Source organism: Stutzerimonas tianxiuensis (genome assembly GCF_053470365.1).
Map to the genome: position 1 here is coordinate 13,398 of NZ_JBPVWS010000008.1, position 24,518 is coordinate 37,915.

Consider the following 24,518-nt stretch of genomic DNA (forward strand, 5'->3'; position numbering starts at 1 on the left):
TTCTCCTATCCCTTGACTGCGCCGGCAGTGAGTCCGCGCAGGAAATACTTGCCGGCAAGGATGTACACCAGCAGCGTTGGCAGCCCGGCGATCATCGCCGCAGCCATATCGACGTTGTATTCCTTGACGCCCGTGCTGGTGTTCACCAGGTTGTTCAGCGCCACGGTGATCGGCTGCGTATCGCCACTGGCGAACACCACACCGAAGAGGAAGTCATTCCAGATCTGGGTGAACTGCCAGATCAGGCAGACCATGATCGTGGGGATCGACATCGGCAGCAGGATCCGCGCAAAGATGGTGAAGAATCCCGCACCGTCCAGGCGTGCTGCGCGAATCAACGCGTCCGGCACACTCACATAGAAATTGCGGAAGAACAGCGTGGTGAAGGCCAGGCCATAGACCAGATGCACCAGCACCAGGCCCGGCGTGGTATTGGCCAGCCCGAGTTGCCCGAGGGTGAAGGACGCTGGCAACAGAATCACTTGAAACGGCAGAAAGCAGCCGAACAACAACAGACCGAAGAACAGCTGCGAGCCGCGAAAACGCCACATGGCCAGCACGTAGCCGTTCAAGGCGCCGAGCAGTGTCGAGATGATGACGGCCGGAACGGTGATCTTGACCGAGTTCCAGAAGTAACCGCCGACGGCATCCCACGCCTTGACCCAGCCGATCACAGTCGTGACCTCCGGCCACGACAGCAGATTGCCGGTGCGGATGTCTGCGGGCGTCTTCAGGCTGGTCAGCAGCATGACCACCAGCGGTATGAGATAAACCGCAACGGCGACCAGCAGCGTTGTGTAGATCGCTACACGACTCAACGTCAGGCGCTTTTGCCCTGGATGGCTAGTCATGGCGCTTGTTCCTCAATTCCGAATACAGATAAGGCACGACGATCGCCATCACCGCGCCCAGCATGAGGATCGCGCTCGCTGCGCCAAGCCCCATCTGCCCACGGGTGAAGGTGTGCGTGTACATGAACATGGCCGGCAAGTCGGAGGCGTAGCCCGGGCCGCCTGCGGTCATGGCCGCCACCAGGTCGAAAGCCTTGATGGCGATATGCGCAAGGATCATCAGCGCGCTGAAAAACACCGGACGCAGGCTGGGCAGGATGATGCGCAGGTAGATGCTCGGCAGGCTGGCGCCATCAATCTGCGCGGCGCGCACGATGGACTGGTCGACGCCGCGCAAGCCGGCGAGGAACAGCGCCATGACAAAACCCGAGGCCTGCCATACGGCTGCAATCACCAGGCAATAGACCACGCGGTCCGGGTCCACCAGCCAGTCGAAACGAAAGCCTTCCCAGCCCCAGTCGCGCAGCATCTTGTCGATCCCCAGGCCGGGGTTCAGCAGCCACTTCCAGGCCGTGCCGGTGACAATCATCGACAGCGCCATCGGGTAGAGGTAGACGGTACGAATGAAGCCCTCGCGGCGGATGCGCTGGTCCAGCAGCACCGCCAGCAACACGCCAATCGCGAGACTGATCGTGATGAACAGCCCGCCGAATACCAGCAGGTTCTTGCTTGCCACCCACCAGCGATCGTTGTTCCAGAGTCGCTCGTACTGCAGCAGCCCGACCCACTTGTAGCTCGGCATGAAGCTTGAATTGGTGAACGAAAGCAGGAAGGTCCACAGGATGTAGCCGTAGAAGCCGACCAGAACGATCAGCATGCTGGGCGCCAGTACCAACTTGGGTAGCCAGTTCTGCAGCGCATCCAGCGGCGAAGCCTTGGTGAAAACGGCTGTTGAGCTCATGGTTGGCTCCGATTGTTTACAGGTTCCGTTACGGTCGTGATCAGAGCGCGCTGATATCGAGGCCCGTTACGAATTTCGAACAAGCCGTTCCCGTCGCGGCCGGCTGACAGCTCGGCCGCGGGGGAGTCAATGCTTGATCGGTGTTGAAATGGGGCGCGAGGGTCCGCGCCCCGTTGCGCTACTGGACCGCCTGAATCGCAGCTGCCAATTGCTGGGCAGCCTTTTTCGGGTCGGCGGACGAGTCGTTGAAGAAGTTCGTCACGACATCGAATACAGCACCCTGAACGTAGCTCGACGCCGCCATGCCATGCGCCAGGCTGGGCACCAAACCCGGCCCCTGAGCCGCTTGCTTGAAGTCCGTCATTGATCGCTGGGCGCAGGCATCGAACTCACTCATGTCCTGATCCAGACGAACCGGGATCGAGCCCTTGTTCTGGTTGAAGAACTGCTGGAACTCAGGTTCCAGGACGATCCGGGCCAGATCCTGCTGGGCCTTGCGATTGTCATCGTTGTTCAGCTTGAACATCGCCAGTGAGTCGATGTTGTAGGCGAAGCTGCCCTGAGTGCCCGGGAACGGCACGCACTTGTAGTCGTCGCCAGCGATTTTCTTGGCTGCGCTCCACTCGCTCTTGGCCCAGTCGCCCATGATCTGCATGCCAGCCTTGCCGTTCATGACCATGGCCGTCGCGCTGTTCCAGTCGCGGCCTGCAGCATTGTTGTCGACGTAGCCGCGCAGCTTCTTCAGGGCCTCGAAGGTCTTGACCATCTTGTCGCCAGTCAGCACGTCACGATCGAGCTCGACGAATGCCTTTCGGAAGTCCTCCGGGCCAAGGATGGCCAGGGCCAGATCCTCGAAGACGGTTCCGTCCTGCCAGGGCTGGCCACCGTGAGCCAGTGGCATGAAGCCTGCTTCTTTCAGCTTCTCAGCCACTGCGAAAAATTCGTCGAGTGTTTTCGGCGGTTCAACGCCGGCTTTCTCGAACACGTCCGGGTTGATCCACAGCCAGTTCACACGGTGTACGTTGACCGGCACGGCGACGTAGTCACCGTCGTACTTCATCGCAGCCGATACCTGTTTGGGCAGCAGTTCATCCCAATTGGCTTTTTCCGCCACCTCGTTGAGGTCAGTCAGCAGGCCCAACTCACCCCACTCCTGAATGTCAGGGCCTTTGATTTGAGCGGCTGCGGGTGCGTTGCCAGAAACGGCGCGGGTCTTGAGAACGGTCATGGCCGCTTCGCCACCGCCACCGGCAACGGCGAAATCCTTCCAGGTGTGGCCCTCTTCCTCGACCAGTCGCTGCAGGGTGTCAGCAGCGCGCTTTTCGCCTCCGGAGGTCCACCAATGCAGCACTTCAACTTCCCCGGCGTGGGCGAAAGGAACGAGGGAAACAAGGGAAACAGCAGTAACCAGACGATGAATCGCGTTCATTGGGGTTCCTTTTCTTGTTGTTATCGATGCAAGTCTTTGCTTGCGCTGCACCGATTCTAGGCGCGCGAATCATCGCGCCGGGTAACGAAGGGATAGTGATTGGTCACCGTTTCGTTACAAAGCTCGGGACTTTGTAACGCGTTGAGGTGCCACGCCTGCGGAGGGGCTCAATCGGTCGTCCGCGGAAGGCTCAAGGTCACCCGCAGCCCCCCGGCAGGCAGATTGCGCAGGCTGACCTCACCGCCATGGGCATGCGCGATGTTGCGCGCGATGCCGAGACCAAGTCCGTAACCGGGTTGCTTGGCGGCGAGGCGGAAGTTGGGTTCGAATACCTGCTTGAGCCAGGCTTCAGGCACCCCAGGCCCTTCATCATCAACATGCAGAACGAAGGTTCCGTTACCGTCTTCGATAAGCAGATGGGCACGTTCGCCATACTTCAACGCGTTGTCCAGCAGGTTGCCGATGCAGCGCTTGAGCGCCAGCGGCTTGCCGGCATAGGGTGCGCACGCCCTGCCCTGAACCGTGACGCGACCGTTGCCTCCAGTCGCCAGATACGGCTCGGTGACGCAATCGAGCAGCAGATTGAGATCCAGCGGTTCGATGTTTTCGTGGATATCGGTGTCCTTGACGCACTGCAGTGCGCCTTTGACCAACAGCTCCAGCTCATCCAGGTCAAGGCTGAATTTGCGCTGCAAGGCTTCATCTTCCAGCAGCTCCACTCGCAACCGCAACCGCGTGATGGGTGTACGCAGATCATGCGAGATCGCACTGAACAACTGGCTACGTTCGGTGAGATAACGCCCGATGCGCCCACGCATGCTGTTGAATGCGCGACTGACTTCTACCACCTCGCTCCCCCCTGCCTCGGGCAACAATTCCACTTCGCTGCCCAGCGACATCTCGCGCGCCGCCTGGGCCAGCTGCTTGAGCGGTCGGCTCTGCCAGTGCACCAGAATACCGATGAACAGCAGCAGAAAACTGCTGGTCAGAAAGATGAACCAGAGTTGCTGAGTGGGGACGCCTTCGTTCTCGAGGCTGACATAGGGTGCCGGCATCAGCGAGGCGAGATACAGCCACTCGTTCGGCGCAATCTGAATCTGAGTGACCAGCACCGGTGGATTCAGCGGCTCCAGGCTCAGTGCGTAATGCGCCCACGACCGCGGCAACTCGTCCAGCTTCAGGCCACCGTTGAAAATCCGCAGATCGTCAGGGCTGACGAAGCTGACCGACATGTCGACATTCCTGCCGAGACGTTCACGCAGCACCTCATCCACCTGCGCCAGCACCGCCTGCTTGCGCTCGGTTGGCGGCAGGATTCGCATCTCAAGCGGCTTGTCATTCAGCGATACGAAAAAGCGCGTACCACCCATGCTGCGCAACTGGTCGAGCACCAGGGGCCGATACCCCAACGGCAACGAACGGAAATAGCTGACGCTGGCAGCCATCGAATGCGCCAGGCTGCGTGCACTGGTCAGCAGCCCCTCCATCTGGCTTGCGCGAAGCTGCGAGACCCAGATAAAGCTGGACAGCGCCTGCGCCATCAGCACCACCAGCAGCGTCAGGAACAGCATGCGGCCGAGCAGTGAGCGTGGAACAGGCAACCAGCGGCGCTTAACCGAGCGCGTCATGATGCGGTGCGACCTGCGCGGCGAGCATGTATCCACTGCCCCGTACGGTTCGGATCAATCTTGGGCACTTTCCGGTGTCGCGCAGCCGCTGACGCAGGCGACTGACCGCCATGTCGACGATCCGCTCAAGCGGCATGACCTCGCGGCCGCGGGTGGCGTTGGCAATGGTGTCACGGTCGAGGATCTGTTGCGGATGGTCCAGAAACAGCTTGAGCAACGCAAAGTCGGCGCCGGACAGCAGCACCTCTTCACCGTCTTGGTGAAACAACCGGTGACTGACCATATCCAGCCGCCATTCATCGAAGGCCTGTACGTCACTGCCGCGCTCCTGGCCAAAGTTGACCCGACGCAACAGCGCTTTGATCCGCGCCAGCAGCTCGCGCGGACTGAAAGGCTTGCCGAGGTAATCGTCGGCACCCAGCTCCAGACCAATCACTCGGTCAGCCTCATCTGAACTGGCGGTCAGCATGATGATCGGCATCTGTGCCAGCCGCTGATGCCCTCTCACCCAACGGCAAAGGCTGAAACCGTCCTCGTCGGGCAACATCACATCGAGGATGACGAGGTCTGCAGGGTCGTGGCTCATGGCTTCACGAAACTGCGCACCGTCGGCAACGGTGCGCACCCGAAAGCCTGATCGGCTGAGGTAGGTGTCTAGCAGCTCGCGGATTTCCTGGTCATCGTCGACCAGCAGAATCGATCTTCCAACCTGGCTCACTGGCGTCCTTTCTCTTCTTATAGGGTGTTTCGAAACGGGTCAGTCCCCGCTGGGCAGGCCCTCCAGCAACTGCTGCAATGCCACGCCGGCGCCTTCCAGGCCAGGATACTTGGCAGTCACTACCCAGACCGGAATATTGTCAAAATACCGACTCATATTGCCCTTGTCGCGAAAACTCTGGCTGAAACCGCTGCGCCTGAAGAATTCGACGAAGCGCGGAACGATACCACCCGCGATATAAACGCCGCCTCGCGCACCCGTGGTCAACACGTTATCGCCGGCGATCCGACCCAGCCAGACGCAGAATTGTTCCAGCACCGCTGCCGCATAGGCATCACCGGTCAGCGCCGCCGCGGTCACCTCAGCTGGGCTGGCCAGTTTTACCGGCTCGTTATCCAGCGCGCAGCTGGTCCGATAGAGTTCCAGCAAACCGCCGCCACTCAGAATCGCTTCAGCATTCACGTGCCCTAACTTATCGTGCAACCGCGTCCACAGTGCAGCCTCTCGCGCGCTGCCGATTGGCAGGCAGACATGCCCCCCCTCCCCTGGCAGCGCCCGCCAACTGCCGTCCTTGAGCGGCAGCAGTGTAGCGACGCCGAGGCCGGTCCCGGGGCCGATCACCAGGCGTGCTGCGCCGGATTCAGACTGACCCGAACATACTTCGACCAGTTCACCTTCGCGCAGCCGGGTCATGCCCAGCGCCATGGCGGTGAAGTCATTGATCAGCAACAGGTTGCTCAATCCCAAGTCCTGGCTGAACGCCTTGCGGCTGAGGCGCCAATGGTTGTTGGTGAAAGTGAACTCATCGCCTGAAACCGGCCCGGCACAGGCCAGACACACGGCCTGCAGCGCGTCGACAGCCAGTCCGACGCCTTGCAGGTAGGCACGAATCGCATCTTCCGGGCGTGGATAATCAACCGTCGGCAATACCCGCACCGACTCGATCTGCTGGTCTCGCCACAGGGCAAAGCGCGCGTTGGTGCCGCCGATATCCCCTACGAGCGCCGTCACTTGAGCGCCTCCAACGCCTCGGTGAAGACGCTAGCGCCCTTTTCCGCCGGGCTGAACGAAGCGCGCAGAAAGCCGAACAGCTCGCGTCCGCAGCCAATCCCCAGATCGCTCGGAGCCGAGATGGCGTCGCGGCTATCGAACTCGGCTTGATCAACCAGTACTCGAAGCTCACCCGTTTCGCCATCGACACGAATGACATCGCCGTCGCGCACACGGCACAGCGGACCGCCGTCGAGCGCTTCCGGACAGACGTGGATAGCCGCCGGTACCTTTCCGGAAGCGCCGGACATGCGGCCGTCAGTGACCAGCGCCACCTTGTAGCCACGATCCTGCAGCACGCCGAGGAATGGGGTCAGCTTGTGCAGTTCAGGCATGCCATTGGCTTTCGGCCCCTGGAAACGCACCACGGCGACGAAATCCTTTTCCAGTTCACCGTTCTTGAATGCCAGTGCGAGCTCGCTCTGGTCACTGAACACGCGCGCCGGTGCCTCCACCACGCGGTGTTCCGGCGCTACCGCGGAGATCTTCGTGACGCCACGCCCAAGATTCCCTTCGAGGACACGCAGCCCGCCCTCAGGCGAGAATGCGCGCTCGACCGGGCGCAGGATCGCCTCGTCCAGACTGTTTTCCGGCCCTTCGCGCCAGACGAGCTTGCCGTCTTCGAGGAAGGGTTCCTTGGTGTATTGGCTGAGTCCCTTGCCCAGGACCGTGTATACGTCCTCGTGCAGCAAGCCGGCCTCGAGCAACGTACGCACCATGAACGGAACGCCACCGCAGGCGTGGAAATGGTTAACGTCCGCCTGGCCGTTTGGGTAGACCTTGGCGAGCGTCGGTGTGACGGCCGAAATATCGGCCATGTCCTGCCAGGTCAACTGGATGCCTGCCGCCTGGGCGAACGCCGGGATATGCAGGGTGTGGTTGGTCGAGCCGCCCGTGGCATTCAGCGCTACGACCGAGTTGATAATCGATTTTTCATCGACGATCTTGCACAGCGGCACGTAGTTACCCGACTGCGGCGTAAGGCGAGTGATCTGCCGCGCCGCCTCACGTGTGAGCTCGTCACGCAGTGGCGTATAGGGATTGACGAAGGACGAACCCGGCAGGTGCAGGCCCATGATCTCCATCACCACCTGGTTGGTGTTGGCGGTGCCATAGAACGTGCAGGTACCAGGGCTGTGATAAGACGCCATCTCCGATTCCAGCAACTCCTCACGGCTGGCCTTACCTTCTGCGTAGCGCTGTCGCACTTCCGCTTTCTGCTTGTTGGGAATGCCAGAGGTCATCGGGCCACCGGGCACGAACACTGACGGCAGGTGGCCGAAGCGCAGCGCGCCGATCATCAGGCCCGGAATGATCTTGTCGCAGATACCGAGGTAAAGGGCCCCGTCGAACATGTTGTGAGACAGCGCGACGGCCGTGGCCATGGCGATTACTTCGCGACTGGCCAGGCTCAGTTCCATACCCGCCTCGCCCTGGGTCACGCCGTCACACATTGCCGGCACACCACCAGCGAATTGCCCGATCGACCCCACTTCGCGCAGAGCTTCCTTTATCAGGTCGGGAAAGTACTGATACGGCTGATGCGCCGAGAGCATGTCGTTGTAGGCCGAGACGATGGCTACATTCGCCTCGTCCATCAGTCGCAAACGCTGCTTGTCATCGGCCGATCCACAACCGGCAACGCCGTGAGCGAAGTTGGCGCACTGCAGCTTGCCGCGCTGAGGCCCATCACTCGCCGCGCCGGCCATCTGCGCCAGATAGCGCTGTCGGGTCGGCCGGCTGCGTTCGATCAATCGCTCAGTCACTTCTTGAATCCGCGGGTGCATGCCATCACTCCTGCTCATGAATCTTTGGTTTTATCAACAAAACAACATGTATTTGGGCTTGATTTCTATTTTGACAGGAATAATCTTGTAATTCCTACAACAAATTCCGCCCAGGACCTCTTATGACTATTCGGATCGCCATTAACGGCTTCGGTCGTATCGGACGCAACGTCCTTCGTGCCCTGTACAGCCAGAGCTATCGCGAGCATTTGCAGGTCGTGGCCATCAACGACCTCGGCAGCCCGGCGATGAACGCCCACCTGTTGCAATTCGACAGCGTCCACGGCCATTTCGACGCAAAAGTCGAAGTGTCAGACGACCAGCTGTGGGTCAACGGTGACCCGATTGCCGTGACAGCTATTCGTAATCCTGCAGAGCTGCCGTGGCGCCAGCACAACGTCGATGTGCTCTTCGAGTGTACCGGCCTGTTCACCTCCCGTGAAAAAGCCAGCGCACACCTGCAGGCCGGTGCCGGCAAAGTCATCATTTCAGCCCCGGCCTCCGGCGTTGACGCCACCATCGTCTATGGCGTCAATCACGATACATTGCGTCAGTCGCACCAGATCATTTCCAACGCATCCTGCACGACCAACTGCCTGGCGCCCGTAGCGCAGGTCCTGTCACGCGAATACGGCATCGAACACGGCCTGATGACCACCATCCATGCCTACACCAATGACCAGAATCTGTCGGATGTCTATCACAGCGACCCGTTCCGAGCGCGCTCGGCCACCCAGTCGATGATCCCGACCAAGACCGGCGCCGCCGAAGCGGTGGGCCTGGTACTGCCAGAGCTGGCCGGCAAGCTGACCGGCATGGCCGTACGCGTTCCGGTGATCAACGTCTCGCTGGTCGACCTGACCCTCGAACTGGGTCGCGAGACAACCGCCGAGGAGGTCAACGCTTTGATGCTCGACGCCAGTCAGCACTCGCCGATTCTGGCGTGCAACTCGCTGCCGCTGGTTTCCTGCGACTTCAACCACAACCCGATGTCGTCGATTTTCGACACCAACCACACCAAGGTTAGCGGACGCTTGCTGAAAGTGATGGCCTGGTATGACAACGAGTGGGGTTTTTCCAACCGGATGCTAGACACTTGCCGCGCTCTTCACGAAGCGTCATAAGATCAGCAGCCCATTCCTGGCCTCAAGGAAGAACATGAACCGCATCGATTTTGTGAGCGCAACACTCCCCGCCCGCAAACGTATCGCACTGGTCGCGCACGACCACTGCAAGGAGCGCCTGTTGGACTGGGCTGAGCGGCAGAAATCAAAACTGGAGCCACATGAGTTGCTGGCCACCGGGACCACGGGGTTGCTACTCGAGCGGCGCTTGAAGTTGCCGGTGGAGTGCATGATCAGCGGCCCCCTCGGAGGAGATCAGCAGATCGGCGCACGCATTGCCGAGCGCAGGATCGACATGCTGGTGTTCTTCTGGGACCCCTTCGAGCCACAGCCCCATGACCCTGACGTGAAGGCGCTGCTAAGAGTCGCCGCAGTGTGGAACATCCCACTGGCGGCCAACGAAAGCAGTGCCGATTACCTGCTTTCCAGCCCGCTGCTGGACCAGGAACATTCACTGAGCATCCCGAACTATGCACACTACCTGGCCGGCCGCCAGGTAACCGATCAATAGTCGCGACGGTCCTCTTCTGGGGTGGACTGACTTTCCTCGGGGTCAGTCTCGCCGCGCAGGTCATCAAAATCGGTCTTCAATCCGGTTTCCATACTGTCCAGCTCGGCCAGAAGACTGCGGAAGCTGGTTTGTTCACGCGGCGTCTCCGGCTCCCCTTCGAGATCGGCGCGCGCCTGCAGCGCCGCCGGCACCGGAGCCTCTTCGACGTCGACCAGCTGGGGTTCGGGCTCCATCTCGCGCAACACGGCCAGCGGGGGCAGCTCGTCGAGGTTCTTCAGGTTGAAATGATCGAGGAATTGCTTGGTAGTGGCGAACATGGCCGGTCGCCCTGGCACATCGCGATGACCGACCACCCGCACCCACTCACGCTCCAGTAGCGTCTTCACGATCTGGCTGTTGACCGCCACTCCGCGGATATCCTCGATCTCGCCACGGGTGATTGGCTGCCGGTACGCGATCAGTACCAGCGTCTCCAACAGGGCCCGCGAATAACGCTGTGGCCGCTCCTCCCATAGCCGGCCAACCCAGGGAGAAAAACGCTCGCGCACCTGCAGGCGGTAACCACTGGCCACTTCTTTCAGCTCGAACGCTCGTCCCTTGCATGACTTGTCCAGCACCTCTAGCGCCTTGCGCAACAAGCTGGGGGTTGGCCGCTCGATTTCGTCGAACAGCTCGGCCATTCGCTCAACCGACATCGACTTGCCTGAGGCCAGCAAAAAGGCTTCAAGCAGCGAGGCAAGATCCTTGGGATCGGACAGATTCACAGGCTCGGCTCCATTGACTCTTCCAGTGGCAATGAGGACTCATCGCTGCGGGCCCTGACATGAATTGGTGCGAAGGGCTCGTTCTGCACCAGCTCGACCAGCGATTCCTTTATCAGCTCAAGCACTGCCATGAAGGTCACCACCACACCGAGCCGCCCTTCCTCGGCGGTAAACAGCGCAACAAAAGGTACAAAGCCGCCGCCCTTGAGCCGTTCGAGTACGTCGCTCATGCGCTCGCGGGTCGACAGCGTCTCACGCGTGACCTGATGGCTTTCGAACATGTCAGCACGACGCAACACCTCAGCCATGGAGATCAACAGCTCCTCCAGACTGACCTGAGGCAGCAGCTTGCGTGCGCGAGCGTCAGGTGCGTCGAGTTTCGGCACGTGAAGGTCGCGACCTACCCGCGGCAGCTGGTCGATATCTTCCGACGCCGCCTTGAACCGCTCGTACTCCTGAAGCCTACGGATCAACTCGGCACGCGGGTCGAGTTCGTCCTCCTCCACCTCGGCCGAGCGAGGCAGCAGCATGCGCGACTTGATCTCAGCCAACATGGCCGCCATTACCAGGTACTCGGCCGCAAGCTCCAGGCGCACGGCCTTCATCAACTCGACATAGCCCATGTACTGACGAGTGATTTCCGCGACAGGGATATCGAGAATATCGATGTTCTGCTTGCGGATCAGATAGAGCAGCAAATCCAGCGGTCCCTCGAATGCCTCAAGGAAGACCTCGAGCGCATCTGGGGGGATATAGAGATCCTGCGGCAGGTTATTGAAAGCCTCGCCGTAGACAAGCGCCAACCGCAGCTGCTCGCCGGGCGCCTTGAGGGTCGCCTCGGCCTGGGTGTCCTGCATTATCTCTCCGGAACGAACGAGTACTGGAAGCGGCGACAGCTTATGCCGGCGCCCGAATAGGCTCTAGCGATAATTCAGACCCATGGCCTGACGCACGACCACCAGGGTCTCGCGTGCTTCGTCGCGGGCCTGCTCAGCGCCTTCAGCGAGAATGCTGCGCACCAGATCCGCATTCGCCTCGTAGTCCTGAGCCCGCTCTTGCAGCGGTGCCAGCTCGAGCTTGATCGCATCGATAAGTGGCGCTTTGCATTCCAGGCAGCCGATGCCCGCGGTGCGGCAGCCCTGCTCCGCCCAACTGCAAACCTCTTCTACCGAATGGGCCTGGTGCATTTGCCACACCGGACAACGTGTCGGCTCACCCGGGTCGTGGCGATGAACGCGTGCCGGATCGGTTGGCATGCGCTTGATCTTTTCCTCGATCTCAGACGGCGTGTCGCGCAGAAAGATGGAATTACTGGCCGACTTGGCCATTTTTCCGCCGTCCAGCCCAGACACCTTGGGGATATCGCTGAGCAACGCCTGCGGTTCGGGCAACAACAACCTGCCGCTCCCCTCGAGATACCCAAACAGGCGTTCCTGGTCGCCAATGGTAATGGTCTGCTGATCCTTGAGCAGCGCACGGGCGGTATTCAGCGCTTCGAGATCGCCTTGCTCCTGATAGCTCTTGCGAAGACTGGCGTATAGCTTGGAGCTTTTCTTGCCGAGCTTGCGCACCGCCGCTTCGGCCTTGACCTCGAAATCCTCTTCGCTGCCGTACAGATGGTTGAAGCGTCTGGCGACATCGCGAGCAAACTCGATATGCGGCAACTGATCGGCGCCAACAGGCACGACACCTGCGCGATAGGCGAGGATGTCCGCGGCTTGCAACAAGGGATAACCGAGAAAACCGTAGGTGCCGAGATCTTTGTTCTGCGAATCGAGCTGCAGCTCCTTGTAGGACGGCACGCGCTCAAGCCACGCCAACGGGCAAATCATCGAAAGCAGCAGGTGTAGCTCGGCGTGTTCTGGCACCTGGGACTGAATGAACAACGTGGCAGAGCTCGGGCTGACACCGGCTGCCAGCCAATCGACTGCCATCTCCTGCACATTGCGTGCGACATCTGCGCCTGCAGCGTAGTCGGTGGTCAGTGCATGCCAGTCAACGATGCAGAAAAAGCATTGGTACTCATGCTGCATTCTGACCCAACTCTTCAGCACGCCGTGATAGTGGCCGAGGTGGAGACGGCCATTAGGCCGCATTCCTGAGACTACACGTCGCTGCGAATCCATGGCGCTCAAAAGGGTTTCCTTCGTAGATTTGAAAAAAGCGAACGGTTCAGCCGGCGAACGGCGCGGGATCGCCGCAGCCGACCCGTACCACTTCCGGATCGCCATCAACCAGGCTGATGACGGTCGACGCTTCGACGCCACCGTAACCGCCGTCGATGATCAGGTCTACCTGATGCTCCAGCGCATCCCGCATTTCGTAAGGGTCGCTCATCGGTTCGGTTTGACCAGGCAGGATCAGGCTGACGCTCATCAATGGCTCACCCAGCTCGGCGAGCAACGCCTGCGCAATCGGTTGAGCAGGCACGCGCAGGCCAATGGTACGACGCTTCGGATGCAACAGCATTCGCGGCACCTCCCGAGTGGCGCTGAGAATGATGGTGTAAGGCCCTGGCAGATGCGTCTTGAGCAGGCGGAAAGCGGCGGTATCCACTTTCGCGAACAATCCCAGCTGGGACAAGTCGCGACAGACCAGGGTGAAATTATGTTTATCGTCCAACTGGCGCAGGCGGCGAATGCGCTCGATGCCGGTTTTGTTTCCCATCGAGCAACCCACAGCATAGGAAGAGTCGGTGGGGTAAACCACCACGCCGCCGCTGCGAATGATCTCTACGGCCTGCTTGATCAACCTGGCCTGAGGGTTGTCTGGGTGTATCTGAAAGAACTGGCTCATGGGAACTCCCTGTTCAGCGGCCAACAGACTCGCCGGGTTCATGATCAAAAGACTTCCACAGCGGTCGCAAGTCGTCAGGGAGGGTTCTATACATACCCAGCTCCGACCAGTCGCCTGGCGCATGGAAATCACTGCCGATGCTGGCCATCAGCCCGAACTCCCGCGCCAGTATCGACAAGCCACCCACCTGTTCCAGTGGTTGCATACCATTGACCACTTCCAGCGCATGACCGCCAGCCTGGGCGAATTCGCTCACCAGTCGGCGTCGTTTGCTGCGGGTGAAATCGTACTGCCAGGGATGCGCCAAACTGATCCAGGCGCCGGCGTCGCGCAAGGTACTCACGGTTCGCTCAAGCGTCGGCCAATGCTGCTTGACGTCCCCCAGCTTGCCGGAACCGAGCCACTTGCGGAATGCCTCGGCGCGGTCGCGCACATGCCCTGCACGCACAAGGTAATCCGCGAAATGAGGGCGAGCCGGCGCGTTGCCGCTATCCCCCAGCTCCTGCTGAATTGCCCGCGCACCCTCCAGGGCACCAGGCATTCCCTTGGCCTCCAGGCGCTGAGCAATCGTCTCGGCACGCTGCCAGCGGCCGGCGTGCAACTCGCCAATAGCCTGTTGCAGCGCAATGGCATCACGACGAAACGCGTAACCCAGCACATGGATGGTGGCGCCATTCCAGACACAGGACAGCTCGATGCCATTGACCAGCCGGACACCCAGCAAATCAGCAGCGGCGCGAGCATCATCGAGCCCTTCGAGGGTGTCGTGATCAGTCAGCGCAAGCAGTTCGATTCCACGCGCATGTGCTCGCTGCACCAGCACGTCCGGCGCAAGCACGCCGTCAGAGGCGGTGCTATGGCAATGCAGATCAACAATCATTCGGGACAGATTCTCCAGGGGGCTTGGCAGCTCACAGCGTGTGACCGCCAGCGCCAGCGCTCGTGCCGTCGTCCAGTTTGCCAAAGCTTGCGCAATGTCTTGGAAACGGCAAGCGGACAGCGTTCCGCTAAAAGCGCGGTTTGTTATTATGCCGGGCACATCTGCCCTCTGGCTTGCCTCGTGAAACAAATCATCGACTTCGTTCCGCTGCTGCTGTTCTTCATCGCCTACAAAATCGAGCCTACAACCGTCGACATCGGAGGTTTCAGCCTGGGCATCGGCGGCATATTCAGCGCAACAGCGGTGCTGGTCGTCAGCTCCGTTATCATCTACGGCGTTATATTCATCCATCAGCGGCGACTCGAAAAAAGCCAGTGGCTGACATTGGCGGCTTGCTTGTTATTCGGCGGACTGACCTTGGCGCTGCACAGCGAAGCGATCCTCAAGTGGAAAGCGCCCGTACTGAACTGGCTGTTCGCGCTGGCCTTCACCGGTAGCCACTTCATCGGCGACAAACCGCTTATTCAGCGGATGATGGGTCATGCCGTCAGCTTGCCGGCAGCCCAATGGGCCCAGCTCAATGTCGCCTGGATTCTGTTCTTTCTCGTCTGCGGCTTCGCCAATCTCTTCGTTGCCTTCGTATATCCCACGATCTGGGTAGACTTCAAAGTCTTTGGCAGCCTCGGCCTGACGCTGCTGTTCATGGCTGGCCAGGCCCTATATCTGGTGCGCCACATGCAACCCGAACCTGAACAATCATAGGAATCCATCATGCTCTACGCCATCATCGCCAGCGATGTACCCAACTCCCTGCAGGACCGTCTGGCCTCGCGCCCCGCTCACCTGGCGCGTCTCGACCAACTCAAAAGCGAGGGGCGGCTCGTGTTGGCTGGCCCACATCCGGCAGTGGACAGCAATGACCCAGGCGCAGCCGGCTTTACTGGCAGCCTGGTTGTCGCCGAATTCGACTCGCTGCAGGCAGCCGAACAGTGGGCTGCGGCCGACCCCTACAAAGCCGCAGGCGTTTATGGCGATGTCATCGTCAAACCTTTCAAGCAGGTTTACCCCTAAGTCGATCGGCTGACGCCGCCACCCTGCTGCAGAGCCGTCGCTTCGCCACGGCCCTGCAGAGAAACAACCGTTGAGGAAAAAGGAGTTCCGATGCGCCAAGGTCCGCTGTTTCTGCTGATTGCCCTAGGTCTCGCTACACCCTTGCTGCAGGCCGAAGAAGCCACCATCGAGCCGCCCGCCGAACAGCATGTCGAGCTGGAGCACCGCCTAAGCGACAATCAACAGCAACGGGAGGCGATCAAGGAAAACCTCGACGTCGCCGTCAGTGCAGTGAGCCAGGCCCAGCTTTTAAGACTGCGCCAGGAAAACCAGCGATTGCGCCTGCAGCTTGAACAAGAACAAGCGCAGACGCAGGTGCAGCCGCCACTGCTCAACGACCAGCAACTGTGGTTCGCCGTTGGGGGCGGCGTCGGCGTGCTGGGCTTTCTGCTTGGTGTCCTGACAACCCGCGGCCGCCGCCGCCGTCAATGGCTGAACTGACTCGACGCGAGCGAACCATGAGCGAATTGCTGCTGATAGACGATGACCAGGAGCTCTGCGAGCTATTGGTCAGCTGGCTGGCCCAGGAAGGCTTCGTCGCCCGTGCCTGCCATGACGGTCAGAGCGCCCGTGCTGCGCTGGCCGAACACCAACCCTCGGCAGTCGTGCTCGACGTGATGCTGCCTGACGGCAGTGGGTTGGAATTGCTCAAGCAGCTGCGTAGCGAATATCCCGACCTGCCAGTATTGATGCTTTCCGGGCGAGGCGAGCCACTTGACCGCATCCTGGGCCTGGAGCTGGGTGCCGACGACTACCTCGCCAAACCCTGTGATCCACGCGAACTCACCGCCCGCCTGAAGGCCGTCTTGCGCCGTAGCCAACCGGCCAGCACGCCGACCCAACTCGAGCTGGGTGATCTCTGGTACAGCCCCGCACGCGGCGTCGCCAGCGTTGGCGATCATGAGGTCACGCTCACCCTTTCCGAAGGGCGCATCCTCGAAGCACTCCTGGGCCAGCCCGGCGAACCTATGGAAAAGCAGGCGTTGGCGCAGCTGGCCCTAGGTCGCAAGCTCACCCTGTACGACCGCAGCCTGGACATGCACGTCAGCAATCTGCGCCGCAAACTGGGCCCCCATCCAGACGGCCGCCAGCGGATCGTCGCCTTGCGCAGCCGCGGTTACCTTTACGCATCCTGACCGGCCTTTACCCAGCCTTTACCCTGCACTGACTGCCGTTGACCTTGCGCGTCCTAGACTGAGCTCATCCGGTCGAAGCCTGCTGAGGCGCCCTCGAAAGGCGCCCACTCGGTGACCGGTTTCCATATCAAGGAGAAACTCATGATGCGCAAGACTCTGATTGCGGTACTTTTCGCCTCCACCCTGCCCACCATTGCCATGGCAATGCCAGACGATGGCCAGCGCCATCATGGTGGCAACCACTCGCCTTTCGAGCAGCTCGACCTGACCAAAGAGCAGCGGAAAGAGATGCGCCAGCTGATGGGGCAGCAGATGAAAAGTCATCGCGAAATCACTCAACGGTACCTGAACAAGCTGCCCGAAGCCGATCGCAAAGCCATGCAGGAAGAATTAAAGGCCAACCAGGAAAAAACCCAAAAACAGGTGCGTGACCTGCTCAAGCCTGAACAGCAGAAGAAGTTCGACGAGCTGCACGAAAAGATGGCAGCCAAGCGCGCCGACCGCGATGAATTCGAACAGTGGAAAGCCGAACGCGATCAAAAGAACTGATCCACAAATTCGCAAAACGCCCGGCGCGCCCCCACCTTGAGCCAAGCGCGCCGGGCTTTTCTCTGGAGTACATGACCGGTGCGATCACTGTTCTGGCGCATCCTTGCGACGTTCTGGCTAGCCATTGCGCTGGTAGCAGGCTTGGCCATGCTCCTCGGTCATGCGCTCAACCAGGACACCTGGATTCTCAACCGTCACCCCGGCGTGAATGGCCTGGCCGAAGTGTGGACCAAGGTCTACGAGCGCCAGGGGCCCATCACTGCACAGTTTCTTCTCGAACGGCATCGCAACCGCTACGGCGTCGATGTGCAGGTTCTCGCTGAGAACGGCCAGCCAATCATCCGCGGTACCTTTCCGGCTCGCGCGGCCGCTTTCGAGGCGCGTCAGGAGCACCGCGACGGTCGTCTGCCCTGGCGGCGGCTGACTGCTGATTACACCAGTCCCGAAACCGGCAATACCTACCTGTTTATCTACCGTATTCCGAATCAGGAGCTGCAAGCCTGGCACCGAGGCAGCCTGTTCTGGCCCCTGAGTGCGCTCGCCATCGCTTTGGTCGTTCTGACCGGGTTCAGTCTGCTGCTGACCCTTTCAATCACGCGTCCGCTCGACCGGCTTCGCGGCGCCGTGCACGACCTGGGGCAGACCACCTATCAGCAGAATTCGCTGGCGCGCCTGGCCAATCGACGCGACGAGCTGGGCGTGCTTGCCAAGGACTTCAACCGCATGGGAGCCCGACTGCAAAGCTTGATCGGCAGCCAGCGGCAATTGCTGCGTGACGTTTCCCACGAACTGCGTTCGCCGCTGGCCCGCCTGCGCATCGCACTGGCACTGGCAGAACGCGCCACGCCGGTCGAACGCGAAGTCATCTGGCCACGGCTGGCCAAGGAATGTGATCGCCTGGAGGCGCTGATCAGCGAGATCCTGGAGCTCGCCCGACTCGACGCCGACCCTGGCGCGCCGAACCCCATCAACTTGCAATCGATGTTCGACCAGCTTGAGGAAAACGCCCGCATTGTCTCGCCGAATCAACGCATTGACTGTCAGGTTGAAACCGAAGCCCAGTTGCAAGGCTGGCCGGACATGCTCGAGCGCGCCCTCGACAATCTGTTACGCAATGCCTTGCGTTTCAATCCCGAAGGCAAGCCCATCGAACTGCGAGCCAGCAGCGACACTCAACACCTGCTGCTGAGTGTCCGTGACCATGGACCTGGCGTAGACGGAGCCCACCTCGAGCAACTGAGCGAACCCTTCTTTCGAGCACCCGGGCAGACCACAGCGGGACACGGATTGGGGTTGGCAATCGCTCGCCGAGCCGCCGAACGCCATAACGGCGAGCTACTGCTGAGCAATCACCCGGACGGTGGCTTCATAGCTACGCTGAAGCTGCCGCTGAAACTGGCTATCGACGCTCCGCAGCACGCGTAGTGAGCTAGCGTGCACCGGACCACTCAGTGACGAACTGCTGCGGCTCCAGTTCCGGCGGGGTTCGCAGCGTGCCCTCCGGGGTGCCGACGTAGATGAACCCCAGGATTTGCTCGTCACCGGTCAACCCCAGCGCCTTCGCCAGGTACGGATCGTAAGCAAAGTCGCCAGTCCGCCATACGGCGCCAAGGCCCTGAGCGTGCGCAGCCAGTAACAAACCGTGCGCAGCGCAGGACACCGCAAGCACCTGCTCGGAACCAGGCACCTTCGGGTGCGGCTGCACGCGTGCAATGACCACCACCAGCAGCGGCGCGCGCAACGGCATCTTGCGGGCTTTCAGTACGGCATCATCGCTCGCCTCAGGCGAGCGCACACGCAGCGATTCAGCCATCAACTTGCCCAGCTGCTCGCGGGCTTCGCCTTGGACGGTCAGGAAACGCCACGGACGCAGCTGGCCATGATCCGGCGCGCGCAGGGCAGCACGAAACATCACGTCCAGCTGAGCCGGTGTTGGCGCAGGATCGGTAAGCCGCGTGACAGACACGCGGTTGAGCAACAGGTCGAGAGCTTCCATCCGACTACCTCCGAAAACGAATCGGACATTCTAGAGCCCAGAGCCGTTCGTTTGGCAGCACAGGTTGTAGCAAGCGTCGTATCGGCTGACCAATTTGACGATCAGCGCCCCGAATGCCAACGCTGTCAGGCGACCCGATCAGGCGCAAGCTGCGGTTCCAGCGGGGGCATCAGCGGTGGAAGACCGTGGGCCGCGCGAGCCGTGTCGCAATGCGCGTTATGCTGACCGTCTACCCAAGACGCCTCGAACTCGCGACAGGTACTGGAACGTTGCTCGTACATGGTGCAACGGACGCCGCAGCCGACATCGCCCATCAATCCGACGCAACGCGCAGGCTTGCTTTCCGTCCCGAGCATAGCGACGTGAAATGGGCTGACCTGCACGGTTGCGCTGTCAGGAACTGCACCGCCGGACGAGGCACACTCGCCCCAAAAGAAAGACACACGAAAATACGCGCAGCAGGCGCCGCACGTGAGGCAGGGATTGTCGATGGACATGGAAGGTGAACACTCAGAAACCGGCAAAGGGCCGGCACCGGGCGGCTATTCTATTCATCGCAACGAACTTGGGAAGAGGCCCGCCAGGGGGGTTACAAAAGATTTTTCAACAGGCCGATAGCCGGTTTACTGCCACAGCGACAGGCGTAGAATGGCGGCCTCATTTTTCGAGCCGAGCAGCAATCACACATGGCCTTGCCGACCCTGCGCATCATCGGTTTCATTCTCGGCATTTTCCTGATCACACTCGCAGTCAGCATGGTCATTCCGATGGTCACGCTGTTCGCGTTTGACCGAACTGACGATCTTCAAGCGTTTCTGTGGTCCAGCCTGATTACTTTCGGCTGCGGTTTTGCGCTTGTTGCACCAGGTCGACCGGCCAATACCAACCTACGCCCGCGCGACATGTACTTCCTGACCACGGTCAGCTGGGTGATCGTGTGCTGCTTCGCCGCCCTGCCGCTCATGCTCATCCAACACATCAGCTATACCGATGCGTTCTTTGAAACCATGTCCGGTATCACCACCACCGGTGCGACGATACTCTCAGGACTCGATAGCGCATCACCAGGCCTGCTTATGTGGCGATCACTGCTGCATTGGCTCGGCGGTATCGGCTTCATCGGCATGGCAGTCGCCATTCTGCCGCTGCTACGCGTTGGTGGTATGCGACTGTTCCAGACCGAATCATCTGACTGGTCAGAAAAAGTCATGCCGCGTTCACACATGGCCGGCAAATACCTGATCGTTATCTATCTGGTCTTTACTCTGGCAGCGTTCATCGCGTTCTGGCTGGCAGGAATGAGCGGATTCGATGCGATCAACCATGCGATGTCCACCGTGGCGACTGGCGGCTATTCGACCTCCGACGCATCGCTCGGCAAGTTCGGTCCAGCCACGCATTGGGTTGCGATCTTCTTCATGATTTTAGGCAGCTTGCCGTTCACCCTGTACGTAGCCACCGCTCGCGGCGACCGTCGGGCACTTTTTGGGGATCAGCAGGTTCGCGGGTTTCTGGTGATGCTCACCGCAACAAGCCTGTTATTCAGCTTGTGGTATTGGTTCAACCATGAAGACAGCCTTCTCGACTCGCTGCGCATCGTGACATTCAGCGTTGTATCGGTCATCACGACCACAGGCTATGCCGTCAGCGATTACACCCAATGGGGTGGTTTCGCGGTCATGGTGTTCTTCTATCTCACCTTCCTCGGTGGTTGTTCCGGGTCTACGTCCGGCGGCTTGAAGATGTTTCGTTTTCAGGTCGCTTACACCCTGCTGCGCTCGAACCTCAAGCAACTGGTTCACCCAAGGGCAGTCATCCGCCAACAGTACAACGGGCATAATCTGGACGAAGAAATTGTCCGTTCGATCCTGACATTTTCATTCTTCTTCACCATGACCATTGGTGTGCTGGCCCTGTGTCTGGCACTGCTTGGGCTGGACCCGATCACAGCGCTCACAGGTGCCGCGTCAGCGGTGTGTAACGTAGGCCCGGGGCTCGGGCCGATCATCGGCCCGGCGGGCAATTTCTCAACGCTACCCGATGCCGCGAAGTGGTTGTTATCCGTCGGTATGCTGCTTGGCCGATTGGAAATCATCACCGTGCTGGTGATGTTGACCCCTTCTTTCTGGCGCCACTGACGGGCTCATGTCTCGCCGATATCCTCGTTCCACAGTTCGGGGCTGTCGGCGATGAAGCGACGCATCATCTCGACACAGCCCGGCTCCTGCAGCACCTCAACCTCAACGCCCCGACCGCGCAGCAGCAGTTCCTCGCCCATGAAGGTCTGGTTCTCGCCGATCACCACCTTCGGTATGCCATAGAGCAGAATCGCCCCGCTGCACATGGAACAGGGCGACAGCGTCGTATAGAGGATCGAATCGGCGTAGACGCTGGCCGGTTGCCGACCGGCGTTTTCGAATGCGTCCATCTCTCCGTGCAGCACCGCGCTGCTTTGCTGAACCCGCCGGTTGTGGCCACGACCAATGATCCGACCCCGATGGACGATCACCGAACCAATCGGAATTCCACCCTCGGACAGCCCCTTCTGCGCTTCGTCGATTGCGGCCTGCATGAATTCATCCATTCACGGTGCTCCTTCGCTCTTGCTGGATAGTGGGGTTCGCCATCAGGCGGTTTCGGATCGACGCTTGAACAGCCGCTTGCCTAATTCGACAACTGCAAATACCAGGCCGCCGGCCAGTATCCCGAAGGCAGCGTCCAGCAGCGTCGGCAACAGCCCGGCCAGAACAGTCCCGATGTAGGGCAGCGCCAAGGTGTGCTCCGCGCTGTTCTCGATGAGGTGGTGAATGGCCTTGAAGCCGTGGGTCAGAATGCCGCCGCCGACCATGAACATGGCGGCCGTACCAATCACTGACAGCGACTTCATCAACCAGGGCGCGACCGAGAGGATGGCACGGCCGAGCGACTGCGCTGCGGAGCTGGTGCGTTTGGTCAGCGCCAGGCCCGCGTCGTCGAGTTTGACGATGCCGGCAACCAAACCGTAGACGCCGATGGTCATGATGATTGCTATGCCCGCCAGCACGGCGATCTGCTCGACAAAGGTGGCGGCAGCGACCGTACCCAGTGTGATGGCGATGATTTCGGCGGACAAAATGAAATCGGTGCGCACCGCCCCGCTGATTTTGTCGCGCTCGAACGCCACCATGTCGACGTTCTCGTCGGCCAACGCCTTGATCTGCTCTGCATGATGATCCTGATCGCGGTGCAAGAACCGGTGTGCCAGCTTCTCGAATCCTTCGAAGCAGAGAAACGCACCGCCCAGCATCAGCAACGGCGTAATGGCCCAGGGGATAAACGCACTGATCAGCAACGCTGCCGGCACCAGAATCAGCTTGTTGCGCATGGAGCCCTTGGCTACGGCCCAGACCACCGGTAGCTCGCGGTCCGCATTGACGCCGGTGACCTGCTGCGCATTGAGTGCCAGATCGTCGCCGAGCACGCCGGCGGTTTTCTTTGCTGCCACCTTGGTCATCAGGGATACGTCGTCCAGGACCGAAGCGATATCGTCGATCAAGGCAAGAAGGCTACTGGCCAATGCGGGTCATCCTTTAGGTATCGGCAAAAAGCGGCACAGGTGCGCCGCGGTCATGTATACGCAAGCTAAGGCTATGGCAGCAAAGCACAAGTTCCGGCATGGGCGCTTCAACGCTGTGCGCGGTATTCGCCAGGTGTCATCGCGAACCAGCGCTTGAAGGCGCGGAAGAAATTGCTCGGATCGGCAAAGCCCAGCAGATAAGCCACTTCCAGCAAGGCGAGATCTGCACGCGCCAGATATTGCTCGGCAAGCGTGCGCCGGGTGTCGTCGAGCAACTGCTGGAAGCTCGTGCCCTCCTCGTCCAGTCGCCGCTGCAATGTACGCTCGGACAGTTGCAGCGACTGCGCTACCGTTTCGCGCCGCGGTTCGCCCTGAGGCAACAGACGGCAGATCACCTGCCGGGCCTGGTGCGTCACCCGGTTGTCCGAGAAGCGCGCCAGGTAGTCGCCAGCAAACCGGTCGTGCAACCGAGCCAGTTCGGCGTTCGCGGTAGGTAATGGAATATCCATATCAACGTGGCGCATCAGCAAGCCGTGGCTGTCGGCATTGAAGCGCAGCGGTGCTTGAAACATGGCCTGGTACGGTTCGACATCCGCAGGTCGCGGGCCTTGGAAATAGACTTCTAGCGGAACCAGTGACTTGCCGGTCAGCCAGCGACAGAACGCAAGCGTACTGGCCAGGGAACCGTCTGCGCTCTGGCGGGCGGGTGGCAACTGATCACCATGAATCGCCAAGGTCAACAAAGCGCCGCCATCAGTTGGCCTGAACTGCAGGTCCGCACCTTCGGCAATGATGCGCTGGTACCGCACCAGACGCTGGAAGCTGTCCCTGAGCGTGCTACTGGACATCAGTGCATAGCCGACCACATGCATCGCGCCGGGGCGCATCACCTTTGCCAGATTCAAGCCGATCGCAGGGTTCCCGGTCATCTCCACTGCGCGTTGCCAGAGCCGCGTCATGCCATCCTGGGCAAACCGGGCGTCGGGATCGCTCAGTGCGCAATAGTCGAGCCCAAGCTCGCTGAACAGCGCCTGGCAGTCGAGGCCCTCGAGTTCAAGCGCCTGGACAATGCTCAAGGCCCAGCTCGAGGACGTGGTGCGTTCTGTCATTAATCGATTCGCTCATGGTCAGCTATTACTCAGCGCGCCGTCATAACAACGGCCAACGCAGTTTCAACCGCCGAGGGATGGCACACAAGGCTACTAAACTGGCACCTGGAGTCAGTGGCCTATATTGCCGGAGGTTCTAGACTCCAACGACCACAATGACAGGAGGTGCGGCATGAGCACGCAAACCGCCGAACGCTTTACCCGCTTTGCAGATTTCTACCCGTTCTACCTGGCCGAGCACAGCAACCTCACCTGCAGACGGTTGCACTACATTGGCAGCTTGCTGGTACTGGCAATCCTGGCGTACGCAGTGATCACCCAGCAGTGGCTATGGCTATTGGCGATGCCATTGGCCGGCTATGGGTTTGCCTGGGTCGGTCATTTCATTTTCGAGAAGAACCGTCCGGCGACATTTCAGTACCCGCTGTACAGCTTTCTCGGCGACTGGGTAATGCTCAAGGACATGCTGACTGGAAAGATTCGATTCTGATCCATGGATCGTGTGCCGGTGCTGCGCTGCACCGGCGCTCGGTCACGGAATGGACCGGCGGTTTGGCGCAGTGCTGGCGACTTGGTTATGATCTGCGAGCCAGCGCCGGTCGATGCGCTGCAGCCTCTCACGG

At 60.4% G+C, this 24,518-nt stretch carries 27 protein-coding genes; 10 read left to right on the plus strand and 17 right to left on the minus strand.

The features are described from left to right. Window positions 1-5: 5 nt before the first annotated feature. The 7 genes from ACSSNI_RS11670 to edd all read right to left on the minus strand — a co-directional run bounded on the left by ACSSNI_RS11670 (window position 6) and on the right by edd (window position 8,364). Entirely contained in the window at window positions 6-851 is an 846-nt protein-coding gene (locus ACSSNI_RS11670) for a carbohydrate ABC transporter permease (RefSeq protein ID WP_102834489.1), read from the minus strand. Beyond that, a complete protein-coding gene (locus ACSSNI_RS11675; RefSeq protein ID WP_045427975.1) occupies window positions 844-1,752 on the minus strand; it encodes a carbohydrate ABC transporter permease in 909 nt (302 codons plus the stop codon). Before ACSSNI_RS11675 ends, ACSSNI_RS11670 begins: the two co-directional genes overlap by 8 nt. A 178-nt stretch (window positions 1,753-1,930) precedes the next feature. Beyond that, the gene (locus ACSSNI_RS11680; protein WP_200638125.1) at window positions 1,931-3,181 is read right to left on the minus strand and encodes an ABC transporter substrate-binding protein; all 1,251 of its coding nucleotides are present in this window, start codon (window positions 3,179-3,181) and stop codon (window positions 1,931-1,933) included. Between the two features lie 167 nt (window positions 3,182-3,348). Further along, window positions 3,349-4,809 carry an ATP-binding protein gene (locus ACSSNI_RS11685; protein ID WP_200638122.1) on the minus strand — a complete coding sequence of 487 codons (1,461 nt, stop codon included), beginning with the start codon at window positions 4,807-4,809 and terminating at the stop codon, window positions 3,349-3,351. After that, window positions 4,793-5,527 carry a response regulator gene (locus ACSSNI_RS11690; RefSeq protein ID WP_102834493.1) on the minus strand — a complete coding sequence of 245 codons (735 nt, stop codon included), beginning with the start codon at window positions 5,525-5,527 and terminating at the stop codon, window positions 4,793-4,795. Before ACSSNI_RS11690 ends, ACSSNI_RS11685 begins: the two co-directional genes overlap by 17 nt. Before the next feature lie 39 nt (window positions 5,528-5,566). After that, entirely contained in the window at window positions 5,567-6,538 is a 972-nt protein-coding gene (locus tag ACSSNI_RS11695; protein WP_200638120.1) for a glucokinase, read from the minus strand. Continuing rightward, window positions 6,535-8,364 (minus strand): phosphogluconate dehydratase, encoded by a 1,830-nt coding sequence (gene edd / locus ACSSNI_RS11700; protein WP_200638118.1) that lies wholly within the window; start codon window positions 8,362-8,364, stop codon window positions 6,535-6,537. Before edd ends, ACSSNI_RS11695 begins: the two co-directional genes overlap by 4 nt. Before the next feature lie 122 nt (window positions 8,365-8,486). Between edd and gap the strand changes: the two genes are divergently transcribed. Together gap and ACSSNI_RS11710 are read left to right on the plus strand one after the other, a co-directional pair. Next, window positions 8,487-9,488, plus strand: coding sequence for a type I glyceraldehyde-3-phosphate dehydrogenase (gene gap, locus ACSSNI_RS11705; protein ID WP_200638116.1), 1,002 nt, complete (start codon window positions 8,487-8,489; stop codon window positions 9,486-9,488). Between the two features lie 34 nt (window positions 9,489-9,522). Next, a complete protein-coding gene (locus tag ACSSNI_RS11710) occupies window positions 9,523-9,999 on the plus strand; it encodes a methylglyoxal synthase (RefSeq protein WP_200638114.1) in 477 nt (158 codons plus the stop codon). On the opposite strand, the gene scpB is transcribed toward ACSSNI_RS11710, so the two are convergent. The 5 genes from scpB to ACSSNI_RS11735 form a co-directional block, all read right to left on the minus strand. Continuing rightward, on the minus strand, window positions 9,993-10,763 hold the full coding sequence (gene scpB, locus ACSSNI_RS11715) for an SMC-Scp complex subunit ScpB (protein WP_200638112.1): 771 nt from the start codon (window positions 10,761-10,763) through the stop codon (window positions 9,993-9,995). The two genes, ACSSNI_RS11710 and scpB, sit on opposite strands and share 7 nt — an antisense overlap. Further along, a complete protein-coding gene (locus ACSSNI_RS11720; RefSeq protein WP_102834499.1) occupies window positions 10,760-11,620 on the minus strand; it encodes a segregation and condensation protein A in 861 nt (286 codons plus the stop codon). The genes scpB and ACSSNI_RS11720 overlap by 4 nt, the downstream gene beginning before the upstream one ends. 63 nt (window positions 11,621-11,683) lie before the next feature. Continuing rightward, on the minus strand, window positions 11,684-12,889 hold the full coding sequence (locus ACSSNI_RS11725; RefSeq protein ID WP_200638207.1) for a tryptophan--tRNA ligase: 1,206 nt from the start codon (window positions 12,887-12,889) through the stop codon (window positions 11,684-11,686). Between the two features lie 46 nt (window positions 12,890-12,935). Further along, window positions 12,936-13,559: an L-threonylcarbamoyladenylate synthase gene (locus tag ACSSNI_RS11730; protein WP_019341671.1), complete on the minus strand. Its 624-nt coding sequence runs from the start codon at window positions 13,557-13,559 to the stop codon at window positions 12,936-12,938. Window positions 13,560-13,572: 13 nt separating this feature from the next. Beyond that, window positions 13,573-14,439, minus strand: a complete 867-nt coding sequence (locus tag ACSSNI_RS11735) for a PHP domain-containing protein (protein WP_148924980.1) — start codon at window positions 14,437-14,439, stop codon at window positions 13,573-13,575. Window positions 14,440-14,619: 180 nt separating this feature from the next. Here ACSSNI_RS11735 and ACSSNI_RS11740 point away from each other — a divergent pair, with 180 nt between their 5' ends. The 6 genes from ACSSNI_RS11740 to ACSSNI_RS11765 all read left to right on the plus strand — a co-directional run bounded on the left by ACSSNI_RS11740 (window position 14,620) and on the right by ACSSNI_RS11765 (window position 18,659). Then, window positions 14,620-15,201: a septation protein A gene (locus ACSSNI_RS11740; RefSeq protein ID WP_200638110.1), complete on the plus strand. Its 582-nt coding sequence runs from the start codon at window positions 14,620-14,622 to the stop codon at window positions 15,199-15,201. Window positions 15,202-15,210: 9 nt separating this feature from the next. Continuing rightward, window positions 15,211-15,510 (plus strand): YciI family protein, encoded by a 300-nt coding sequence (locus ACSSNI_RS11745; protein WP_102834504.1) that lies wholly within the window; start codon window positions 15,211-15,213, stop codon window positions 15,508-15,510. Between the two features lie 90 nt (window positions 15,511-15,600). Next, window positions 15,601-15,990 carry a hypothetical protein gene (locus ACSSNI_RS11750; RefSeq protein WP_200638108.1) on the plus strand — a complete coding sequence of 130 codons (390 nt, stop codon included), beginning with the start codon at window positions 15,601-15,603 and terminating at the stop codon, window positions 15,988-15,990. Between the two features lie 17 nt (window positions 15,991-16,007). Further along, window positions 16,008-16,685: a response regulator transcription factor gene (locus ACSSNI_RS11755; RefSeq protein ID WP_102834506.1), complete on the plus strand. Its 678-nt coding sequence runs from the start codon at window positions 16,008-16,010 to the stop codon at window positions 16,683-16,685. A 144-nt stretch (window positions 16,686-16,829) separates the two neighbouring features. Continuing rightward, window positions 16,830-17,234 (plus strand): Spy/CpxP family protein refolding chaperone, encoded by a 405-nt coding sequence (locus ACSSNI_RS11760; protein WP_200638206.1) that lies wholly within the window; start codon window positions 16,830-16,832, stop codon window positions 17,232-17,234. A gap of 78 nt (window positions 17,235-17,312) precedes the next feature. Further along, window positions 17,313-18,659, plus strand: coding sequence for a sensor histidine kinase (locus ACSSNI_RS11765; RefSeq protein WP_200638106.1), 1,347 nt, complete (start codon window positions 17,313-17,315; stop codon window positions 18,657-18,659). A gap of 4 nt (window positions 18,660-18,663) precedes the next feature. Here the strand turns inward: ACSSNI_RS11765 and ACSSNI_RS11770 are convergent, their stop codons facing one another. Both ACSSNI_RS11770 and ACSSNI_RS11775 read right to left on the minus strand, forming a co-directional pair. Continuing rightward, on the minus strand, window positions 18,664-19,230 hold the full coding sequence (locus ACSSNI_RS11770; RefSeq protein WP_200638105.1) for a nitroreductase family protein: 567 nt from the start codon (window positions 19,228-19,230) through the stop codon (window positions 18,664-18,666). A 125-nt stretch (window positions 19,231-19,355) separates the two neighbouring features. Further along, entirely contained in the window at window positions 19,356-19,727 is a 372-nt protein-coding gene (locus tag ACSSNI_RS11775) for a YkgJ family cysteine cluster protein (protein WP_200638104.1), read from the minus strand. Window positions 19,728-19,916: 189 nt separating this feature from the next. Between ACSSNI_RS11775 and ACSSNI_RS11780 the strand changes: the two genes are divergently transcribed. Next, window positions 19,917-21,368: a TrkH family potassium uptake protein gene (locus tag ACSSNI_RS11780; RefSeq protein WP_102834510.1), complete on the plus strand. Its 1,452-nt coding sequence runs from the start codon at window positions 19,917-19,919 to the stop codon at window positions 21,366-21,368. A 5-nt stretch (window positions 21,369-21,373) separates the two neighbouring features. On the opposite strand, the gene ACSSNI_RS11785 is transcribed toward ACSSNI_RS11780, so the two are convergent. From ACSSNI_RS11785 to ACSSNI_RS11795, 3 genes are all read right to left on the minus strand, one after another. Continuing rightward, window positions 21,374-21,814: a nucleoside deaminase gene (locus tag ACSSNI_RS11785; protein WP_200638103.1), complete on the minus strand. Its 441-nt coding sequence runs from the start codon at window positions 21,812-21,814 to the stop codon at window positions 21,374-21,376. A 42-nt stretch (window positions 21,815-21,856) separates the two neighbouring features. Continuing rightward, a complete protein-coding gene (locus ACSSNI_RS11790) occupies window positions 21,857-22,786 on the minus strand; it encodes a DUF808 domain-containing protein (protein ID WP_200638102.1) in 930 nt (309 codons plus the stop codon). A gap of 107 nt (window positions 22,787-22,893) precedes the next feature. Next, window positions 22,894-23,895 (minus strand): AraC family transcriptional regulator, encoded by a 1,002-nt coding sequence (locus ACSSNI_RS11795; protein WP_200638101.1) that lies wholly within the window; start codon window positions 23,893-23,895, stop codon window positions 22,894-22,896. A gap of 172 nt (window positions 23,896-24,067) precedes the next feature. Here ACSSNI_RS11795 and ACSSNI_RS11800 point away from each other — a divergent pair, with 172 nt between their 5' ends. Beyond that, the gene (locus ACSSNI_RS11800; protein ID WP_102834514.1) at window positions 24,068-24,385 is read left to right on the plus strand and encodes an Mpo1-like protein; all 318 of its coding nucleotides are present in this window, start codon (window positions 24,068-24,070) and stop codon (window positions 24,383-24,385) included. The last annotated feature ends 133 nt before the right edge of the window (window positions 24,386-24,518 follow it).

Bases quoted from the DNA above. Each gene is read 5' to 3' on its own strand.
- ACSSNI_RS11760 (WP_200638206.1), top strand. From the start codon at position 16,830: ATGCGCAAGACTCTGATTGCGGTACTTTTCGCCTCCACCCTGCCCACC.
- ACSSNI_RS11750 (WP_200638108.1), top strand. From the start codon at position 15,601: ATGCGCCAAGGTCCGCTGTTTCTGCTGATTGCCCTAGGTCTCGCTACA.
- ACSSNI_RS11670 (WP_102834489.1), bottom strand. From the start codon at position 851: ATGACTAGCCATCCAGGGCAAAAGCGCCTGACGTTGAGTCGTGTAGCG.
- ACSSNI_RS11720 (WP_102834499.1), bottom strand. From the start codon at position 11,620: ATGCAGGACACCCAGGCCGAGGCGACCCTCAAGGCGCCCGGCGAGCAG.
- ACSSNI_RS11730 (WP_019341671.1), bottom strand. From the start codon at position 13,559: ATGAGCCAGTTCTTTCAGATACACCCAGACAACCCTCAGGCCAGGTTG.
- ACSSNI_RS11800 (WP_102834514.1), top strand. From the start codon at position 24,068: ATGAGCACGCAAACCGCCGAACGCTTTACCCGCTTTGCAGATTTCTAC.
- ACSSNI_RS11745 (WP_102834504.1), top strand. From the start codon at position 15,211: ATGCTCTACGCCATCATCGCCAGCGATGTACCCAACTCCCTGCAGGAC.
- ACSSNI_RS11780 (WP_102834510.1), top strand. From the start codon at position 19,917: ATGGCCTTGCCGACCCTGCGCATCATCGGTTTCATTCTCGGCATTTTC.
- ACSSNI_RS11725 (WP_200638207.1), bottom strand. From the start codon at position 12,889: ATGGATTCGCAGCGACGTGTAGTCTCAGGAATGCGGCCTAATGGCCGT.
- ACSSNI_RS11710 (WP_200638114.1), top strand. From the start codon at position 9,523: ATGAACCGCATCGATTTTGTGAGCGCAACACTCCCCGCCCGCAAACGT.
- ACSSNI_RS11775 (WP_200638104.1), bottom strand. From the start codon at position 19,727: ATGTCCATCGACAATCCCTGCCTCACGTGCGGCGCCTGCTGCGCGTAT.
- ACSSNI_RS11675 (WP_045427975.1), bottom strand. From the start codon at position 1,752: ATGAGCTCAACAGCCGTTTTCACCAAGGCTTCGCCGCTGGATGCGCTG.
- ACSSNI_RS11785 (WP_200638103.1), bottom strand. From the start codon at position 21,814: ATGGATGAATTCATGCAGGCCGCAATCGACGAAGCGCAGAAGGGGCTG.
- ACSSNI_RS11735 (WP_148924980.1), bottom strand. From the start codon at position 14,439: ATGATTGTTGATCTGCATTGCCATAGCACCGCCTCTGACGGCGTGCTT.
- ACSSNI_RS11770 (WP_200638105.1), bottom strand. From the start codon at position 19,230: ATGGAAGCTCTCGACCTGTTGCTCAACCGCGTGTCTGTCACGCGGCTT.
- ACSSNI_RS11680 (WP_200638125.1), bottom strand. From the start codon at position 3,181: ATGAACGCGATTCATCGTCTGGTTACTGCTGTTTCCCTTGTTTCCCTC.
- gap (WP_200638116.1), top strand. From the start codon at position 8,487: ATGACTATTCGGATCGCCATTAACGGCTTCGGTCGTATCGGACGCAAC.
- ACSSNI_RS11795 (WP_200638101.1), bottom strand. From the start codon at position 23,895: ATGACAGAACGCACCACGTCCTCGAGCTGGGCCTTGAGCATTGTCCAG.
- ACSSNI_RS11685 (WP_200638122.1), bottom strand. From the start codon at position 4,809: ATGACGCGCTCGGTTAAGCGCCGCTGGTTGCCTGTTCCACGCTCACTG.
- ACSSNI_RS11755 (WP_102834506.1), top strand. From the start codon at position 16,008: ATGAGCGAATTGCTGCTGATAGACGATGACCAGGAGCTCTGCGAGCTA.
- edd (WP_200638118.1), bottom strand. From the start codon at position 8,364: ATGCACCCGCGGATTCAAGAAGTGACTGAGCGATTGATCGAACGCAGC.